Source organism: Plantibacter auratus, from assembly GCF_050587365.1.
GTDB lineage: Bacteria > Actinomycetota > Actinomycetes > Actinomycetales > Microbacteriaceae > Plantibacter > Plantibacter auratus.
Genome location: NZ_JBOBFV010000005.1, coordinates 62,769 through 80,525, shown reverse-complemented (window position 1 = coordinate 80,525; position 17,757 = coordinate 62,769). Strand labels below are relative to the sequence as shown.

The 17,757-nt window shown below is 63.9% G+C and carries 16 protein-coding genes; 5 read left to right on the top strand and 11 right to left on the bottom strand.

What is annotated here, in order from left to right; all coding sequences use genetic code 11:
• Positions 1 to 212: 212 nt before the first annotated feature.
• The 10 genes from ACQ3HE_RS17370 to ACQ3HE_RS17325 all read right to left on the bottom strand — a co-directional run bounded on the left by ACQ3HE_RS17370 (position 213) and on the right by ACQ3HE_RS17325 (position 12,405).
• Positions 213 to 1,232, bottom strand: a complete 1,020-nt coding sequence (locus tag ACQ3HE_RS17370; RefSeq protein ID WP_430893611.1) for a glycosyltransferase family protein — start codon at positions 1,230 to 1,232, stop codon at positions 213 to 215.
• Positions 1,213 to 2,001 (bottom strand): glycosyltransferase family 2 protein, encoded by a 789-nt coding sequence (locus tag ACQ3HE_RS17365; RefSeq protein WP_430893610.1) that lies wholly within the window; start codon positions 1,999 to 2,001, stop codon positions 1,213 to 1,215. Before ACQ3HE_RS17365 ends, ACQ3HE_RS17370 begins: the two co-directional genes overlap by 20 nt.
• Positions 2,002 to 3,246: 1,245 nt before the next feature.
• Positions 3,247 to 4,533, bottom strand: coding sequence for a lipopolysaccharide biosynthesis protein (locus ACQ3HE_RS17360; protein ID WP_430893609.1), 1,287 nt, complete (start codon positions 4,531 to 4,533; stop codon positions 3,247 to 3,249).
• A complete protein-coding gene (locus ACQ3HE_RS17355; protein WP_430893608.1) occupies positions 4,530 to 5,357 on the bottom strand; it encodes a glycosyltransferase family protein in 828 nt (275 codons plus the stop codon). The genes ACQ3HE_RS17360 and ACQ3HE_RS17355 overlap by 4 nt, the downstream gene beginning before the upstream one ends.
• Positions 5,350 to 6,369: a glycosyltransferase family protein gene (locus ACQ3HE_RS17350; protein WP_430893607.1), complete on the bottom strand. Its 1,020-nt coding sequence runs from the start codon at positions 6,367 to 6,369 to the stop codon at positions 5,350 to 5,352. Before ACQ3HE_RS17350 ends, ACQ3HE_RS17355 begins: the two co-directional genes overlap by 8 nt.
• Positions 6,370 to 6,557: 188 nt before the next feature.
• Positions 6,558 to 7,709, bottom strand: coding sequence for a glycosyltransferase (locus ACQ3HE_RS17345; RefSeq protein WP_430893606.1), 1,152 nt, complete (start codon positions 7,707 to 7,709; stop codon positions 6,558 to 6,560).
• Positions 7,709 to 9,217: a sugar transferase gene (locus tag ACQ3HE_RS17340; protein ID WP_430893605.1), complete on the bottom strand. Its 1,509-nt coding sequence runs from the start codon at positions 9,215 to 9,217 to the stop codon at positions 7,709 to 7,711. The genes ACQ3HE_RS17345 and ACQ3HE_RS17340 overlap by 1 nt, the downstream gene beginning before the upstream one ends.
• A 205-nt stretch (positions 9,218 to 9,422) precedes the next feature.
• Positions 9,423 to 10,328: a hypothetical protein gene (locus ACQ3HE_RS17335; RefSeq protein ID WP_430893604.1), complete on the bottom strand. Its 906-nt coding sequence runs from the start codon at positions 10,326 to 10,328 to the stop codon at positions 9,423 to 9,425.
• A 98-nt stretch (positions 10,329 to 10,426) separates the two neighbouring features.
• Positions 10,427 to 11,026, bottom strand: a complete 600-nt coding sequence (locus ACQ3HE_RS17330) for an arsenate-mycothiol transferase ArsC (protein WP_430893603.1) — start codon at positions 11,024 to 11,026, stop codon at positions 10,427 to 10,429.
• Positions 11,023 to 12,405: a tyrosine-protein kinase domain-containing protein gene (locus tag ACQ3HE_RS17325; RefSeq protein ID WP_430893602.1), complete on the bottom strand. Its 1,383-nt coding sequence runs from the start codon at positions 12,403 to 12,405 to the stop codon at positions 11,023 to 11,025. Before ACQ3HE_RS17325 ends, ACQ3HE_RS17330 begins: the two co-directional genes overlap by 4 nt.
• Before the next feature lie 202 nt (positions 12,406 to 12,607).
• On the opposite strand from ACQ3HE_RS17325, the gene ACQ3HE_RS17320 reads away from it, so the two are divergent.
• The 3 genes from ACQ3HE_RS17320 to ACQ3HE_RS17310 all read left to right on the top strand — a co-directional run bounded on the left by ACQ3HE_RS17320 (position 12,608) and on the right by ACQ3HE_RS17310 (position 15,919).
• Positions 12,608 to 13,309: a CPBP family intramembrane glutamic endopeptidase gene (locus ACQ3HE_RS17320; RefSeq protein WP_430893601.1), complete on the top strand. Its 702-nt coding sequence runs from the start codon at positions 12,608 to 12,610 to the stop codon at positions 13,307 to 13,309.
• Between the two features lie 161 nt (positions 13,310 to 13,470).
• Positions 13,471 to 15,231, top strand: a complete 1,761-nt coding sequence (locus ACQ3HE_RS17315) for a DUF4012 domain-containing protein (protein WP_430893600.1) — start codon at positions 13,471 to 13,473, stop codon at positions 15,229 to 15,231.
• A gap of 142 nt (positions 15,232 to 15,373) precedes the next feature.
• Entirely contained in the window at positions 15,374 to 15,919 is a 546-nt protein-coding gene (locus ACQ3HE_RS17310) for a hypothetical protein (protein ID WP_085512517.1), read from the top strand.
• Positions 15,920 to 15,996: 77 nt separating this feature from the next.
• Here ACQ3HE_RS17310 and ACQ3HE_RS17305 read toward each other — a convergent pair whose 3' ends face one another.
• Positions 15,997 to 16,176, bottom strand: a complete 180-nt coding sequence (locus tag ACQ3HE_RS17305; RefSeq protein ID WP_064296076.1) for a hypothetical protein — start codon at positions 16,174 to 16,176, stop codon at positions 15,997 to 15,999.
• Between the two features lie 257 nt (positions 16,177 to 16,433).
• Between ACQ3HE_RS17305 and ACQ3HE_RS17300 the strand changes: the two genes are divergently transcribed.
• Complete coding sequence (locus ACQ3HE_RS17300; protein ID WP_430893599.1) at positions 16,434 to 16,868, top strand: hypothetical protein; 435 nt, start codon at positions 16,434 to 16,436, stop codon at positions 16,866 to 16,868.
• On the top strand, positions 16,865 to 17,734 hold the full coding sequence (locus ACQ3HE_RS17295; protein WP_430893598.1) for a CPBP family intramembrane glutamic endopeptidase: 870 nt from the start codon (positions 16,865 to 16,867) through the stop codon (positions 17,732 to 17,734). The genes ACQ3HE_RS17300 and ACQ3HE_RS17295 overlap by 4 nt, the downstream gene beginning before the upstream one ends.
• Positions 17,735 to 17,757 lie beyond the last annotated feature (23 nt).

Below are 17,757 nucleotides of genomic sequence, written 5' to 3'. Positions count from 1 at the left end.
CACGAAATCTCGCAGCTTCGGCACGCTAAATCGGGGTCGCAGGCTGAGCCGCGCGTCAATGTCGCTCAGATCGGAGGGACCGCAAAACACCATCTCCACGCTGCCCTCCATCTTCAGCAGGTGAGCAAGTTCCCGCCCGTAGGGGTTAGAAGCATCGCTGTCGAAAATGGTCGCGCGCCGCGAAGTTCGAGCGCGGGCCGCGCGCCGCCGCCTCATGATGCGGCCTTCGAGGCCTGCAGGAGGAAAGAAGAGACCTCCGAGTACCAGCGGCCTCGTCGCTCCTCGATCTCGGATACTCCGCGCACACATTCTTCAGAGAACACGTCCGTCTCCAAGCCCATGATGTCCGTCAAACCCTTGGCCGCGGAATCCAAGTCGGCCGGTGCGAACGTTCGAATACCGGTTGCCGTCGGCGAAAGGTAGCTCATCAGCCCAACACGCGAGGCGAGCACGTATGCACCTCGGCTCATAGCTTCCTGAGCAGACAAGCAGGCGGCCTCGCCGTAAACGGATGGCACCACGAAGATGTCTCCCGGCTTGATCCAATCCGGACCGCGCCTACCCTGAACGAGCCACGGGGCCAGCTGGGAACGTAGGGCCAGCTCATAGCGTTTGTTCGACTCGAGGCTGGTTCCGAGAGCAACCTCGCAGGACAGACCTAGTTCTTCGGCGAAACGGAACAGCGGAGGGAGGAGGTGCATCCCCTTCGACGGATCGGGTCGAGCGTACGAGATCAACCGACGACGCTGAACCTGAGCTTTGTCAACCTTGCTGACCGCGTGGAAAGTCGATAACCAGCTTGGAATGAAGGCATCGGGGCGAATCGCCGCAAGCCCAGGTTCCACGACTATGGCGTGACTGAAACGTGCGACCACTCGTCTGATCGCAAATGTGTGAGCCGGTGACTTCGGGTAGTTGTGCAATATCGCGACGGTGGTCGTCGCGACTCGACGCCTCAGCGTTCCGCCCATAGCATAAGTTTGCGGGTGGCTACGATTTGCATTGGAGACGAGAACCACGTGCTCGCCCGCGTATCGAGACCGGAGTGTTTGCACGAGGTCCGCAATTTCCACTTCTTCTACGCCGGAAGGCACACGCAACTTGGCTCGACCTAGGGAAGGCATCGCGAGCACCACGGCCTCATCCGAACGGACGAGTTCCTCCAAGAGGTTCTCCAGAACCACTTGTCCACCGCCACGTTCCACATAGGGATCAATAAGTGCGATGACCATTTGACAAGTCCTTCATCTCTTGCTCTGCACGACGATGCGTGAGGATAAACCGGACGGCTCTCCGAACATTTGCGAGGCTGTACCGGAGCCGTAGGCGGAACATCCGCGGCGTTGGCCTGCCGACGACGGCGTCGTGGTTCACCCTGCTCACGTACCAGTACTTCCAGGGAAGTAACACGGGATGGGAATACAAAACAACGGTGGCATCCGTATTTCGAAGTTTACCCGTTGCCGAAAGGCGACGGAGCAGATCAAGATCTTGTGCGCGCACAAACGACGGATCGTACAAACCGACTCTTTGCGCCGCCGACCTGCGAAGCATGCTCCCCGTGTGGCAAACCGCCATTTCACCAGAGTCGAATCGTTGCGCGATCTCCGAGGGATCGAGAGGGTATTCGGTGTGTCTCCATGCCCCCCACTTCGGATCAAGGGCGATGCACTGCCCAGACACGGCCACCAACGACGAATCTTCATCCAGCATCTTTCGAAGTGGGCCGAGGCGTCCGGCGAGGGGATAGTCGTCTGCATCCTGAATGGCGAGGTAGTCGGACTGAGAATGAGAGATAGCCAAATTCCTTGATGCTGCACGTCCAAGACACTGCCCGTTGTTGAAGACGCGCAGGCGCCCGTCGCTGATAGAAGCGAGAATGGTGGGTGTGGCATCATTGGATGCATCGTCTACGACAATGAGTTCATCTGAATCAGCTAACAGCTCTAGCGTCTGACGAACGCTTCGCTCTATCGATGACTCTTCATTCCGTGCTGCCATTATGACGGACACTGTATGCACTATTGACTCTTTCGAGAGGGGAATAGGCGAGCTACCGCCCAGAAGGCGAGTAGGTAGACAGGCCAGAATCTAGTGTCGCTGACCGGTGAGAATAATAGGTCCCACAGGATGCGTAGCGCACCAAAACTAGCCAAGACGGCGAGGGGGTACGGGTTTCGTGCCAAGCCGGCCAGCATCCAGATGGCAAGAGTGGCGAGGGCAATCGAGAATATTGCGCCAGCCAGCCCCATATGGAACCATGCGTCCACGGCCACGGAGTGGAACTCGGCCCGAGAAATCACATTAACGGTTACGTATTGTGAGAAAGGGTCTCTATCGACGCCAGAGAACGACGACCGAATGACGGCCGCTTCGCGGCTTGATACCCCGGACGAATCCGGGACGCGCAAAGGATTCTCAGCTATCAGGGACAGATTGCCTGCGGACTCGGGTCGAGCGTCCCGGAGGAGGCTAATCGGACCGGAGGACATCTGCTGCGTGGTGGTGATTTGAATGCCGGCTCCCAGTGCACCCGAGATAGCGAGCTGTAGCGCTGCGATGAGGATTGCGCATCCAGCAAGTGCACCGACAACGAACCTACGGGACCGTGAGCCACGTAGGGTGCTCACAACGCCGACGGCCGCGCTAAGCATCACCATCACGATGACGTTCCGGGTGTCGAACGCAGCGGACACGGCAACGATCGCAACCACTCCGAGAAGAAAGGTCACACGACGCTTGCCATCGATGTAGGTGAGCACACCTGCCACTACCCAAACTGCAATTGCGTACTTCCAGACATTACCGAGGCCGCCACGACTAACGAGGTCGAAGACCGCTGGAACGGGGAGGCACAGGAGAAGTGTGGTTCTAGCTCCCAGTTGCTCCGCACACCAGGCGAGTATTGCGAGACTGAGCCACAGTGAGATAGGCAAGGTAGCCGTATCAAAGACACCGGGTGGGTTCAGAGGCAAGGATCCAGACAAGCTTCGCTGAATCGAAGGAACGAACAGACACATTGCGGAGATCCAGAACCCTGCCGATAGTAGGAGGCTCCTACGGACGGTGCGGTAGATCACTGGAGCAAGAGCGGCACAAAGCAGAGCACTTGCGCTGAGCTGTCCTCCGCCCGGAATCGGCAGCAGAGCTATGACGGCAGCGATTATCGCGATGAAGCGAACGAGCCCATCGCTATGAAGAGAAGTAGCGAGCGATACCCTCGACGCCCCGTCTCTATTGGGTAGGTTAGGCACGGCCACGCTTCACCATCACAACTCCCGGAATCAACTGGCAGAAAAGTACTGCGACGCCGGTGGCGAGAACCGGGCCGCCGATACCGACGAAGGGGATAAGTGCGATGCTGAGTCCAATCTTCGCAAGCGCCATCACTGATACGAGAAAAGCCTGAAGGCGGGGGCCGTTCCCATGCATCATATACATACCCAGAGGGAACTGTGCTGCCTGGATGATGAACCCGATTGAGAACTGCATGAGGAGGGGAGTTTCAAGTGTTATGTCGCCCCCGCTGATGATTTCGGCGAGAAGAGGTGAACAAGTTACGAGCAAGCCGCAGATCACAAAGGCGGACGCTGCAAAGTACAACATCATACGCCACGGGCGGACATAATCATTATTATGGCGCAGCTTAGCGAAGTGGGGCCAAAGGGCCATGCCTGCAGTGGACACCAGCGATAGCGCCGGAGTGAAGAGCTGTGCCGCCAGCGAATACGTGGCGACGTCGGTCAGGGTTCCATGCCAGCCAATTAGAATTCGGTCCGATGAGAGCGCCAAAGGGCTGGCGGCAAGGACTATCAACATCGGCCAGGCATCGGCGAAATGTCTACCTCGGTAGGAGGTTTCGAAAGGCGTATGGACGATCTCTCGAGCACTGACGTGAACGGACCGCAAGGCTGCGAAAGATCCTACCGTGCACATCGCAACGAGCGCTGCCGCCGGCACCACGGCTACCCATGCCGGTAGGCCCGATACGAGCAGAATCAGCACAGCGCACAGCGCGAAGAGGGGCTGTACGACTTGGAGTATGGTCCAGAGAGCATTCTTGCCCGCACCTATCAGAATCTTGACAAGGGCTGACATGGGTTGGTTTATTGCGACCAGCAGGAGCGAAGCGGCGAAGAATGGGAGCGGCACATCTAGAATGCTCACGTCGCTCCCCATTGATGCCACAAATACACCAACTGCTAACAGTGCAGCTATTGCACCGATTGAGCTGACCACCACAAGCGCACGCCTCAAGTTCTGCACGTACTGCGTTCGACTCGAAGGATCTCGGTCGCGAGTGGCTAAGAACCTGGTCGTCCAATTGGTTATAGCGCCGCCGTATCCTAGATCTAAGAACGCCGCGAAGGGTAAAAGGCTCGCGACTAACGTGTATGCTGCGTAGTCGCGAATATCACCGCGTTGAATGAGAATACTAGCAGTGGCGAGCCCCAGTCCGATCGTGAGCGGATAGGTAATCAGTCTCGCACCAACGGCTCCGTAGATGAGTCGTCGTGAGGATGAGGATGTCATCTAGGCCGCGCCAGGGTTGAGCGTATGCGGATGGCGCAATACATCGCGAATCCGATTGCTGCCACAAGTCCTCCAGAGACAGGGCCGGTGTAGCGTCGGTGTAGCGCCGCTCTAGCGCGGAAAGACTCGCGAAGGGCCGCAGCGGACTTACCACGGTAACCTTGGCTCCCTTCATGGATGAACGAGATGCGCGCGTCGGTCCGAAGTTCTGCGAATGGCTGGGAGCGGAAACAGAGATCCGCCTCTTCTCCATACAAGAAGAAGGTTTCATCGAAGCCTGAGACGCTCTGGAAGGTATCCCGTGAGATGGAAAGGACAGCTCCTCTTAGGTAGTAGAGTGGTGGATTTCGCAGGCTCTGCACAGCGGGCTTTCCAAAGATGTCGCTGATTTCCTGGCGCAGAGTACGCATGTACAGAGATTGCGAGTAGGTTTGTGGTGAGCCGTCCGGGTTGATCAGTGAGGGAGCCCAAATGACTCGTGCTTCTAGTGTTTCGATTTCGCTGAGCGTGTCGTCAAGCTTGTCTATGGACATCTCGATGTCGGGATTCACTAGGAGCATACGGTCGTACGCGCGGTTCTCGACGGCATGATTGATAGCCGTACCAAACCCGACATTTCCGGACGTCGATGAGATATATTCGACAAGTTCGCTTTTCGACCGCAGGTCATGCGAGGCGTTGTCCCAGATGAGGCAGTGGACATCGTGCCTATTTTTTATTTCACGCATGAAGGTCGCGTAGCGATCACAGAGCTCTTCAGTGCCTGCTTGACTGTCAAAGGAGACCAGAACTATCAGAACGCGTGATCGCGCTTGCTCAAGCACGGGCGATGACCTTTTCGAGAATCTCGTTCAGCTCGGAGGAGTGGCGCCGAGCATTGAATCGATCTTGGACGTCTTGAAAGCTAGCAAGGTCGTCCGCACGTGATTCAATCATGTTGACGATCGTCTCCGCAGAAGTGTCAGGTAGCCAGTGACCGATTCCCTCTCGCTCTACATCGATGGGGCTCCAACTGTTCGCGGACATGAGGACTGGAACCCGAAGCGCGATTGCGTCGCACAACTCAGTCAGGCCAGACAGCATCTGATGATCTTCCAGTGGAATGACAACTTTTCGGGCGCGAGCCATCGATACTATCGTCTCATCATAGGCGGGACGTCTCTCAGTCTCCCGCCAGCTTCCGTTCGCGTACGTGCGTACGCTCTGTCCATCTTGAATGATTCCCGCCCACTGAGATTCCGTTGCCGCTTCGCGCAGGCCATCATAAGACCGATTCGTCTTTCCGGCGGCGAAGAAGTCAAGGTCTCTATAATCAACAGATGTGGCATAGGGAGGCCATTCAAGATCTGGACCCCAATGAATCATGGAGACTGATTCTGCTGCAAAGCCGTCACGGACCACCTGTTCGCGCAGCTGTTGGCTGAATACCATTATGTGCTCAGCTGAGCGCAGCCAGCGTTTCGCCCACGATGAGATGGGCCAGCTGTGGACTAGCACAATGTAAGGCGCGCTTATGAGCCTTGCAGACTTCATCATGCCTATTAGAGTGCCGGTCTTCGGGTTGGCCGCGTACACAACAGCGTGTCTGTTTTTTCCGGAGATGGCCCAAATGCTCTGCAGAGGATCGCCCACGGCTCGCTCCACGGCGCGGGTCAGTCGTGACAACCACGTGTGCTTTTCGGCAATGTAATTGAGCGACAGGCTAGTCGTCGCGACATTCCACTTTGGATGGAGGTAGTGTGTTCCCCACAGGTGTTGTGCGGGATAAGTGCCTTCTTCAACAAGGCGCTGCGCCTCCGCCATTCTGTAGCTGTTTATCAAGACGACTCTAGGCACGGGCATCCTCTACGTTAAGTCGAACAGCGGGCCGCGCAACCCCTGCTCTTAGTGGGCCTCCAGCGTTGGCTCGGCAAGTCCTTCGTGCGAGCGGAGCGGCGCCGACGGCGCGGGCCAGCCGCTCAGAGGCCCGGCGCGGTGTCGCATTGGTCTCGTTGCGGCCGGTCTTGGTCAAGCCGCTTCTGGTCTCAGCGACGATCACGAGAAGTTCCGGTGGGTTCGTTGGAGTTGGCGGGTTGCCCGATCCAGTTCATGAGTCTTGTGGCAAATGCGGCGGATCCGAACAGAGCGTTGACGCGCTCCTGAGCCGGAGCCATGTCGACGAGCAGGGCACGCTCGACCGCCTCGCGAAGCGTCGCGTCATCGAGCGCATCGACGACGACACCGCCGTCGATGGCGAGCACGCTCTCGGACGCGCCACCTTCGGAGAGCACGAGCGCGGGCGTGCCGAGAGCCATCGCCTCGACGGGCATGATGCCGAAGTCCTCCACCGCTGCGAACACCAGGAGCGATGCTGTCTGGTACAGCGCGAAGAGCAACTCGTCGCTCGGCCTCGTCATGATGATGACCGGCACCGTCGCGGCATCCGCGAGCGCCTGCAGTTCGGCGTGCTGCGGCCCCGCGCCCGCGAGCACGACCGGCAAGCCGGCGAGTTCGCCGGCGCGGATGGCGACGTCGAGTCGCTTGTAGTCGACGAAGCGGGAGGCACCGAGGATGTACTCGGACGGCAGCGTCGAGAACAGGTAGGCGTCCTCAGCGCTGAGTCGGTCCGCCCAGGACGGCACGCTCTGGAGGTACTCGACGCGGACCGGCGGATGGATGACCTCGGCCTCGACGCCCCACGAACGCTCCATCCGCTGACGGATGTAGTCGCTGTTGGCGGCGAACGTCGCGCCGTCCTGCGCGCGCTTGCGGTCAACGCGACGGAGGGCGGGGGCGAGTGCGCGGGCAGCGAGGTTCCCGCCACGGACGTCCAGCTCGGGGGCCCAGAGGTATCGGGCAGGCGTGTGGACGTAGACGAACCGCTGCGGGCCGTCGGCTGGCTGTCGTCCGCCGGCGTGATGCGCGAACGCGTGCGAGCTGATGAGGACGAAGTCGGCGGCGGAGACGTCGGTCCTGGCCCAGGTGGCCGGCATGAACGGCAGCGCGGCCGCTTTGCTCTTCCGCAGGGGTGTGCGGGCGATCCAGGATTCACTCACGGTGTGGCCGGCGAAGCGGTCGGGAGCGTTGCTCCACAGGCAGTGGATGTCGGCGTCGGGATAGGCGGCGGCCATCGCATCGACGACGTTTTCCGAGCCGCCGTGCCGCTCGATCCACTCGTGGATGATGAGCCCAGCCATCAGTGGGCTTCCTTGCCCGGAGCCACGACGGCCCGGATCGTCCGCCAGAGGATGACGACGTCGCCCATGAGTGACCAGTTCTCGACGTAGTACAAGTCCAGTCGGATCGCGTCCTCCCAGCTGAGGGCCGAGCGGCCGCTGACCTGCCAGAGGCCCGTCATGCCGGGCTGCACGATGAGGCGGCGCTTGGCAGCGGAGTCATAGAGCGCGACCTCGCCCTCGCGCTGCGGGCGCGGGCCGACCAGGCTCATGTCGCCGCGGAAGACGTTGATGAGCTGGGGGAACTCGTCGAGGGAGAACTTCCGCAGGGTCGCGCCGACGCGGGTGAGTCGCGGGTCGTTCTGCACCTTGAACAGTGGACGATCGCTCGTACCCTGCTGGGCGAGCAGCGCGGCGAGTTCTGCGTCGGCGTTCAACCGCATCGAGCGGAACTTGAGCATGTTGAACGGCTCGCCGTTGAGCCCGACCCGCTCCTGGCGGTACAGCACCGGTCCGGGGCTGGTGAACTTCACGAGGAGAGCGACGACAAGGAGGATCGGCGATGCGACGAGCAGGATCGCACCGGAACCGAGGATGTCGAAGAACCGCTTCGAGAACCGCTTCCGTCCCTCATAACGCGGTGTCTCCACGTGGATGAGCGGCAGACCGGCGACGGGACGCGTGTGGATGCGCGGTCCACCGATGTCGGTGAGGCTCGGCGCCACGATGAGGTGCTGGCGGCCGGGCTCGAGGCTCCAGCTGAGCTGCCTGACACGTACCGGCGTGAGCTCGTCGGAACTCGTGATGATGACCGTGTCCGCACCCGTCGCCTCGAGTGCCTGCAGCACGGTGTCGACGGTGCCGGAGACCGGGATCGTCGTCGACCCGAGCGTGCCGCCGACCTTGCCCGTCGGAACGCAGGCACCGACGACGCGGTAGCCCGAGTCCGTCGAACGGCCCAACTCCCCGGCGATGTGCTCCGCGGAGTCGGCTGACCCGACGAGGAGGACGCGCGAGGAGTAGTTACCCCGCGCGCGCTGCACTGACAGCCACTGGCGCCACATCCAGCGCGACAGGAGGAGCACGAGAATACCGAGGGGGAACGCGAGGAGGAAGTAACCGCGGGCGAGATCAAGCTTGAAGAGAAATGCGACGATGGCGACGAGGCCGAAGAGGCGGATGCTCGCGTCGGCGATGAGCTTGTACTCGGTATTGCCGCTCCCGACGATGCGCGCCTCACGGGTGCCGAACACCCGGAGAACGATCATCCAAGCGCCGATCAGGACGAGCGAGATGACCGTGTAGTTGACGATGACGCGGGCTACATCGAAGTCGACGGAGGTGGTCTCCTGGTCGAAGTCGAACCACACCAGCTGCGTGCCGAAGACGACCCAGATGAGCACCAGGGCATCCGTCAAGGCGAGGCGGTTCGCGTACACCCGACGCCAATCGCGCGCGACGACAGCGGTGGGGGCGGGGGGAGTGCTCGCGGGCGTCGTTGGCAGCGGCACGGAAGGCTGCGACAACATGCGGTCTCCGTGGTGGAACACGTAGTTACTACTGATGACGAGGAGTAAAGGAGGCGTTTCGATACGGGACTGTATCGGTCTTGTTGACACTAGCGGTGGAGATGGCCGACATCTGTCCCCTTTTTGGTGGTTGCACCCCATTTGGGCCGCAATCGCGACAACTGTAGGGAAAACCCTAGTGCGCCATAACCGCCGGTCCGGGCGCTCAGGATGCGACGGCTCCCCATGAGACGCCGCCGTCGGGTGAGGTCAAGAGCGTGTCGCCCACCCAGAGCCAACTGGCACCCTCGGCCGAGGTGAGCGCGGCCGGCGCGGTGAGATCCGCTTCCGCGACACACCCGACATTCTCCGGCGCGGACGTAGAGGTCAAGGTCGTACCGGGCACGCGGACGACTCCGAGGCCCGCGCAACCGGTGACTCCACGAGCGGCGAACAGGATCTGTTCCGGCTGCAGCTCAACGGCATGGATGCCGGCGAACGGAATAGCCGTCCATGAGCCGTTCGACGCATCCCACTCGGCGAGGACCGCAGAGCAGGCCGTCACCGTGCGGGTTTCGTCCGCCGCGAGCACCTCTACGGCCGGGCACGGTGCCGCGACCGGCTGACCCCCCATGACGACGGCGGTGGAGCCATCCGGCGCCACCGGTGTCTGGTACGCGACGGTCGAAAGCAGCTCGGGCGAGGAGTCCCAGGTGTCGCCGGCGTCGGTAGACGAGAATCCGCCCACCGCGCATTCCGCCCCGGCTGATCCGACGAGCTGTACCTCGTCCTCGCTCGTCGCCGTGAGGCCGTAGACAACGCGGAGGTCGAATGCCTGGGCGGTCGGGTTCACCGCCCAGGTGACCCCCGCGTCCTCGCTGCGCTCGACGACGGCGGGAACTTCGCAGGTCCCTTGCGTCGCGCGCCAAAGGACCGTGGCGCTCCCTGCAGCGATGAAACGCTTGGTCGGCTCGGCGGCAGCGGGCTCCTCAGTTGCCTCTGGTGAGGCGGGGGTTGACGATGTACCACCGAACGTCGGAATCGGCCGTTGTGTCCCGGGGTCGGAGCTTCCACCGTTGGCGGTGAGCGCGAGCCCTACGAGGACGACATCGGCGACGAGGAAGAGCGCCAACCCGATGATCGCGAAGGTCCGGCGCTTGGAACCGAGTCGATCCCGGAACGTCTCCCTGCGATCGCCCGCGCGATACGTCGACCTGCTCTGCTTCGGTGTCACGCTCGTTCGACCGCCTGGGCCAGTCGATCCGCGATGACGGACACGTGATCATGGATCTGGTCGCCGACTCGCGCGTATACGACCGCGCTGCGACGGTACGGGTCTTCGATGTCGTCGTCCTCCGGGTCCTCCGGTGGTGGAATGGAGCCACGCTGCGCGGCGACCTCGTCCACGAGCGTCCAAGGATTTGAGACGGCGGGGGTCTCCGCGACGAGCCTCGCGAACTGCGGCACCGTGAAGGTGACGCGCGAGGCGCGGGGGAGGAACCTGGCCACGATGCTGCGGTGCTCGCGCGTCGCCGTCAGAATGAGATCGGCATCGGCCACGAGATCGCGATCGAGGGCCGTGGGGACGTGACCCTCCGGAGATCCGCCGAAACGACGCGACTGCTCGACGACCTCCTGAGGCATCTCGAGTCCTTGTCCGACACCCGTGCCCGCGCTCGAGACAGCGATCGGTCGGCCACCAGCGGTCACCCCGGCTGCGGCGAGCCTCGCCGTGAGGATCTGCGCGCCGAGCGCCGAGCGGCAGATGTTCCCCGTGCAGACGAAGAGGACCGAGAACGGCCGGTGGTGGGTTCCAGAGGAACCGGTCACTTTTTCACGTCCTCGGCGTAGCCATACCCGGCTCCGTAGCCGTAGCGCGCGTACCCGTAGGCGTCGGGCCCCTTCGTCGGCACCATCGTCATGACGAGCCCCGCGATGGAGGCGTTCACATGAGCGAGGGATTCGATGGCGCCCTTGAGCTGGTTCTTGTGCGTGCGACCCGCTGCCACGACGACCAACGCGCCGCCGGTGTGACGGGCGAGGAGCGCACCGTCGGTGACTGGCAGGAGCGGCGGTGCGTCGATGAGGACGTAGTCGAACTGCTGCTCGAGGCCGCGGATCAGCTTCTGCATCGTCACGGAGCCGAGGAGCTCGCTGGGGTTCGGTGGGACGGCGCCGGCAGGCAGGATCTGCAAGAGCCCGCGCCCCCAGGGCTGGATCGTGTCATCGAGGGAAGCGCGCCGGATCAAGACATCGCTGAGCCCGACCGCGCCCTCGATGTCGAAGTAATTCGCAAGCTTGGGGCGCCGCAGGTCCGCGTCGATGAGCACAACCCTGTGGCCGGCGTCGGCGAGGGCGATTGCTAGATTCGCCGCCGTCGTGCTCTTCCCCTCGCTCTGGATCGACGAGGTGATGACGTAGCTGCGTGGCTGATCGGTGACGTCGAGGAATTGCAGGTTCGTCCGCAGGCTGCGGAACGACTCGGCGCGGGGGCTCTTGGGATCGGCCTGCACGATGAGCGGACGCTGCCTCGCCTTCGGATCGAAGGCGATGCCGCCCATGAGCGGGATGTCGGTGACACCTTCGACGTCGCGCTCGTTGCGGATGCGGGTGTCGAGCGTCTCCTTCAACACGGCGAAACCGACCCCGAGAGCGAGACCGACGAGGAGGCCGAGGGCGATGTTGAGCGGGACGTTTGGGCTCACCGGAGCATTCGGCACGTCGGCCTGCTGCACCAGGGTGAGCTTGACCGGACTGGAAGCGCCGTCCTCCGGCGTTTCGATCTTGGACACCGCATTCGTGAGACTTTCGGCGGTGGTGTTCGCGATCTCGGCGGCAAGGACCGGATCAGGGCTCATCGCGGTGATCTCGATGAGGGTGGTGTCAAGCGGCGCTGACGCCGTCACCTGCTCGGCGAGCTGTCCGGCCGTGATGTTGAGCTGTAGTGTGCCGATGACCGGGAGCAACACGATCGGAGTGCTGACGAGGTCTGCGTAGGTCTTCACCCGCTGCTGAGTAAATGTGTTGCCTTGGGCGAGCTCCTGCACGTTGTCGCTGGACTGTGTCGAGACGAACACCTTGGCCGACGAGCTGTATTCCGGCGTCTTGACGATCGAATAGGTCGCAGCCACACCGATCCCGACGAGCGCGAGCGCGACGATCAGCACCCAGTACTTGCGAAGGACACGGAGATAGTCACGAAGCTCCACGCGGTGGCATCCGATCAGTCAGAGGGGAGAGCATGGCACCTCGGTTGGAGGCGGCCCCGAAGAGGGGGTTGTGAGCCATGGTGCCACAAACCGTCAACTGTTCCCGAGCGTCGTGATCGAGCGAGTCGACGCGTGGCGTAGCTTTGCGACCGTGACGGACGACCTGGGAACCCCTTCGAGCACGGACGCGCGACGCTCCAGAATGCGGCTGACCATCGCGCTTATCGGGCTCGCGGCCGCGGCGCTCCTGGCCGCGACCATGCGAGCTGGCGTGCAGCTCCCGCAGCCGTTCGACGCGCTCGGCGGCTACCTGCTCGTATGGGTCCCGCTTGTCGGTGCGGTGCTGCTCGCCCGGTTCGCCGTCTCGGCTCCTCGTGGAAGTGCGCCCGTGCTCGGCCTCACCTTTCGACCGATCGACCTCCTCTGGGGACTGGCCGCGGGGCTGCTCCTCCGCATCCTCGTGAGTGTCCTCGAGGTGGTCGTCTACGGCTCACTGCCGGCGACGGCTGGCGGCGAAGCGCCGACCGGGAGTGCGCTCATCGTGGCCTCGTTCATCGTCGCGGTGCTCGCGGCGACGGTGATCGCGCCCGTCGTCGAGGAGCTGTTCTTCCGAGGGCTGCTGTTGCGATCGGTGCGCGGGGGTCTGCCCGGCCGGGCGGCTTGGATCGCGGTGGTGATCTCGGCAGCACTGTTCGCGTCGCTTCACCTCGTGGTCGCCAGCGGGCCGTCGGAAGCACTCGTCACCGGTATCGGGACGTTCCTTGTGGGTCTCGGAACCGGAACCGCCGCAGTGCTCACCGGGCGCATCGGTCCGGCCATCGTGACGCACATCGTCTTCAACGCCTCGCTTCTCGTCCTCGGTGTGACCGCCGTGACCGGTGGAACAGGCGTCGTGATTGAATAGCGCCCATGCCGTCCCCATCCGACGACCGTCGTTCATCTTCCGGCGGTCGCCCCGCCGCCCGACGGTCCGAGGGCTCGAGCCGCACTGACCGTGCCCGCCGGAGATCGAGCGCCAGTTCGCGGGCCCGCCGTCGGGAGGGTGCGCGTGACGAACGCCTGAAGGTGCGCCGTCGCAGGACGCTGCTCATCGTCGGTGCTCTCGTCCTCGTCATCGTCGGCGCCGTGGCTTGGATCGGCGTGCGCGCCTTCCTCGCCAAGGGCGAGCTCGAGGCGGCGGTCCCGTTGGCGCAGACGGTTCGCGAGCAGGTCGTCGCCGACGATCCCGGTTCGGCCGGCAAGACCGCACGCGAGCTGGCTGCGCATGCTCGATCGGCCGCCGGCCTCACGAGTGATCCGATCTGGCGAGCCGCCGAGATCGTCCCGTGGGTCGGACCGAACCTCACCGCCGTCCGCGAGCTGGCCGGCGCGACCGAGGACGTCGCGGTCGGCGCCATCACGCCGCTCGTGAACCTCGCAGGGTCGTTGCGCCCGGAACTGTTCAAGCCCGTCGACGGCGCGGTGCCGCTGCAGCCGATCGTCGACGCACAGGAGGACGTGCGCAAGGCTGATGACGCTCTGGAAGGTGCCGCCAAGCGGGTGCGGACGATCGACGAAGGCCCGCTCATCAGCCAGGTCCGCGGCGCGGTCGACCAGTTGCGGCCCGTCCTCACCGAGACCGCCGACACGGTGGACGCGGCGAGACGCGCGATCGACCTGATGCCGGCCATGCTCGGTGCCGACGGACCGCGCACCTACCTCGTGATGTTCCAGAACCCCGCCGAGCCGCGGGCGAGCGGCGGCAACCCGGGAGCGCTCGCGCTCATCGGCACCGACGGCGGCCGGATCTCGTTGCTCCGGCAGGCGTCCACTGCCGACTTCCCGCGGTTCCCGGAGCCGGTGTTGCCGCTCGCGAGCGACACCGCCGGCATCTACGGGAACATCACCGGTCGTTGGCTGCAAAACGTCACGCTGACGCCCCGGTTCCAGGAATCGGCCCAGCTGGCCTCCGAGATGTGGCTCGAACGGTTCGGAACCCGGGTCGACGGTGTGCTCAGCATCGATCCGGTCGCCCTCGGCTACCTGCTCGACGCGACCGGCCCGATCCCGCTCGCGACCGGCGACGAGCTGACCTCGGCGAACGCAGCCGCCCTATTGCTCAACGAGGTGTACATCCGGTACCCGGCCGGTCCCGATCAGGACGCGTTCTTCGCTGCGGCGTCGGGTGCGGTCTTCAACCGGATCGCCTCCGGGAACTTCGACCCGACCGCCTTCATCGGTGCGCTCGCGAAAGCCGGTTCGGAACGACGGGTGTTGATCTGGAATGCGGCCGAGACGGAACAGGCCCTGCTGGACGGGACGACGCTGACAGACCTGCTACCGACCGCGGCCCAGGCGCCCAACGCGTTCGGCGTGTACATCAACGACGCCACCGGCAGCAAGATGGGCTACTACCTCGACGTGCAGACGGCTGTCGGGACGGCGCAGTGCGGCACCGACGGGAGACTCGTCGGCCTGCGCTTGACCCTGACGAACACCGCACCTGCTGACGCGGCGACGACGCTCAACGACTACATCACCGGCCAGGGCCAGTACGGCGTACCCAAGGGCAGCTTCCGGTTCCGGGTGATCGTCTATGCGCCCCCCGGGTCCATGCCGGGCGGCGTCGAGCGCGATGGATCAGTGCTCCCATCACAGCCCGCGACCGACGGTGAGTTCCCGATCACGCAGTTCGCGATCGAACTCGCGCCTGGCGAGAGCACGACCGTCGACCTCGGTGTGACGGCGTATGACGCGTCAGGAGCCCCGGAAGTCGTGGCTACGCCGAAAGTTCATCTCTCTGAAACACAACAAGCGTCCATTAACTGTGAATTTGCTCTACAGTAAGGACTGTTGTCGCTCTTGACCCGTTTTCGGGGGGTGTCGGGGAGGCACGCTCTACTTCCGCCGCACGACGACATCGTCAAGGCGGTCGGCTACAGCACTGTCATTGCACCAGCACACCTGCAGAGCCTTCAAGGGGACACTCATGATCAAGAAAATCACCGCGATCTTCGCGCTGGTCCTCGCGGGCCTGTTCATCGCGCCTGTCGCAGCCAACGCCTTCTACGCTCCCGACGGATCCGTCACGGTCAGTGGAACGGTCACGCCGGGCGGCACCAGCACGGTCGCCTTCACCGGTGGCTCCTTCCAGCCCGGCGAGACGGTCTCGTTCACACTGACCGGTGAGAACGCCTCCGGCGCCACCCTCGCCGCGGTCGAGACGAAGTCCCTCGAGAAGACGGCATCGGGCACCGGTGCAGTCAACCTCAACGTGACGCTTCCGAGCAACGCCAGCGGCACCTACACCGTTGCGGCAGTCGGCCTCACCTCGGGCACGCCCGGCAGCGCCACCCTCACGGTGACGGCAGCTGGCGCGGGCGGCTCGGGCGACAACGACAACGACCTCGCTGACACCGGCTTCGGCGCTCCGGCGTTCGTCGTCTGGGGTGCAGCCGGCGCAGTCGCCCTCGGCGCAGCGCTCATCGCGGTCCTCGTGATGGTTCGTCGCCAGCGCGCTTCGCTCGCGGCCTAGCCACACCGCGGCTCACGCCGCACACGAAACGGCGGCCGGTGCTTCTGCACCGGCCGCCGTTTCGTCGTTCCCGGACCCTACGCGTCGTCGCTCGGGTGGTCGGGGTCTTCCTCCTGGTTGAAGTTCGAGGCGTCGGGGTCGTGACCGACCGCGAGGCCGTCCTCGCTGTTGGGGATGGTCTGGTTCTCGCCCAGGCCGCCCGGCTTCGGCGTTCCCTCGCTGCTGTTCTGGTCGGTGTCGTTCGTGTCGTTCGTCATGGGGACAGGTTAAGAGGTACGCGAGCGCGCGTGAGCAGGCTTGACAGGGTGCGCGGGCGGCGGTTCTTGGCCCTTCGACAGGCTCAGGGACCAAGGGGACCGGGCCCTTCGAGAGGCTCAGGGACCAAGGGGACCGACTATCTTGCGGAAAACGGATAGGCCGGGACATACCTCCCTTCCGGGGGACAGGGGTGCGGCAATACCCTTCGAGCAGCCTGGGTCCGGTCGTCGGATCCTCCACGACCGAAACGAGCATCATGGCCACGACCGCTGGTACCAAGACCGCCCCCACGCCGATCATCATCTCCTTCTGGCTGTGGGTCGTCTCCGCCGTCCTCTCCGTCATCTCCGGCGTCACCGCCGCGATGTCGGCCGGAACCGTCGCCGAGGCCGCAGCCGAACAGTCGGCCTCGGGAGGCGTGCTCTCCTCGAGCGTGCTCCTGATCTCGACCGCCGTCGGCGCGTTCATCGTCGGTGCACTCCACGTGCTGTTCGCCTTCTTCATGCTCCGGGGTCGCAACTGGGCTCGGATCGTCCTCACCGTGGTCGGCATCCTCTCCGTCCTCGGCTCGATCACCGGGCTGATCGCCCTCAACCCGCTCTCCTTCATCTTCGTCATCGTGACCGTCGTCGCGATCGTCCAGATGTACGTGCCGGCAGCACGCGAGTACTTCGCCGCGAACAAGCGATGAGCGACCACTCCGCTGCACCGGCGGAGACCGCCCCGCGCCCGGGCTCGCGCCAGGAACGGGCCGAAGCCCGCCGCGCCGAGGCGCGCCGGCCCTACACCCCCTGGCCTGACACCCGGTGGGGTACCCCGACCGCGCTGGTGACCTTCGTCGCGATCATCGCGCTCCTCGTCGTCGTCGAACTCGCGCGGACCTTCGGCGTCCTGTCCGGCGAGGTCGGCACGATGACCATGTGGATCATCTTCGACGGCGGCATCCTCGTCGCCCTCGCGATCGTCTGCCGCACCTGGGGAAGCGGGTCCTGGGCGAAGGACTTCGGACTCCGCTTCCGCTGGTTCGACGTGTTCATCGGGCTCGGTTCCGCCGTCGGCATCCAGCTGATCGGCGGCATGATCGGCCAGTTCGTCATCGCCCTCACCGGCGAGACGCCCAAGTCGAACATCGCCCCGCCGTCGCCAGAGCTCGTCTGGGTGCTGGTGAACACCGTGTTCGTCACCGCGATCGTCGCGCCGTTCTGCGAGGAAGCGCTCTTCCGCGGGCTCCTGCTCCGCGGATTCCGGAACACGATCCTCCGCGGACGGACGACGAACGGCGTGCGCCGAGGTGCGGCGACGCCCTCGACCGCCCGACGTCGCACAGCGGCCATCGTCTCGGTGGGAGCGAGCGCACTGATCTTCGCCATCGTCCACCTCTATGAGGGCTGGGGTAGCCCGGTCACCATGGTGACGCTCGGACTCACCATCCTCGTGCTCGGCACGGTGAACGGTGTCTACGCCGCGACGACTCGACGCCTCGGACCGGGCATCTGGACGCACGTGTGGTTCAACACCTTCACGGTGCTGCTGACGCTGGCACGCAGCGGCAGCTGAACCCGGGCGCCGGTCCCTGGGCG

Coding starts and splice junctions, on each gene's coding strand:
- ACQ3HE_RS17370 (WP_430893611.1), bottom strand. CDS start 1,232: ATGGTCATCGCACTTATTGATCCCTATGTGGAACGTGGCGGTGGACAA.
- ACQ3HE_RS17365 (WP_430893610.1), bottom strand. CDS start 2,001: ATGGCAGCACGGAATGAAGAGTCATCGATAGAGCGAAGCGTTCGTCAG.
- ACQ3HE_RS17360 (WP_430893609.1), bottom strand. CDS start 4,533: ATGACATCCTCATCCTCACGACGACTCATCTACGGAGCCGTTGGTGCG.
- ACQ3HE_RS17345 (WP_430893606.1), bottom strand. CDS start 7,709: ATGGCTGGGCTCATCATCCACGAGTGGATCGAGCGGCACGGCGGCTCG.
- ACQ3HE_RS17340 (WP_430893605.1), bottom strand. CDS start 9,217: ATGTTGTCGCAGCCTTCCGTGCCGCTGCCAACGACGCCCGCGAGCACT.
- ACQ3HE_RS17320 (WP_430893601.1), top strand. CDS start 12,608: ATGCGGCTGACCATCGCGCTTATCGGGCTCGCGGCCGCGGCGCTCCTG.
- ACQ3HE_RS17310 (WP_085512517.1), top strand. CDS start 15,374: ATGATCAAGAAAATCACCGCGATCTTCGCGCTGGTCCTCGCGGGCCTG.
- ACQ3HE_RS17305 (WP_064296076.1), bottom strand. CDS start 16,176: ATGACGAACGACACGAACGACACCGACCAGAACAGCAGCGAGGGAACG.
- ACQ3HE_RS17300 (WP_430893599.1), top strand. CDS start 16,434: ATGGCCACGACCGCTGGTACCAAGACCGCCCCCACGCCGATCATCATC.
- ACQ3HE_RS17295 (WP_430893598.1), top strand. CDS start 16,865: ATGAGCGACCACTCCGCTGCACCGGCGGAGACCGCCCCGCGCCCGGGC.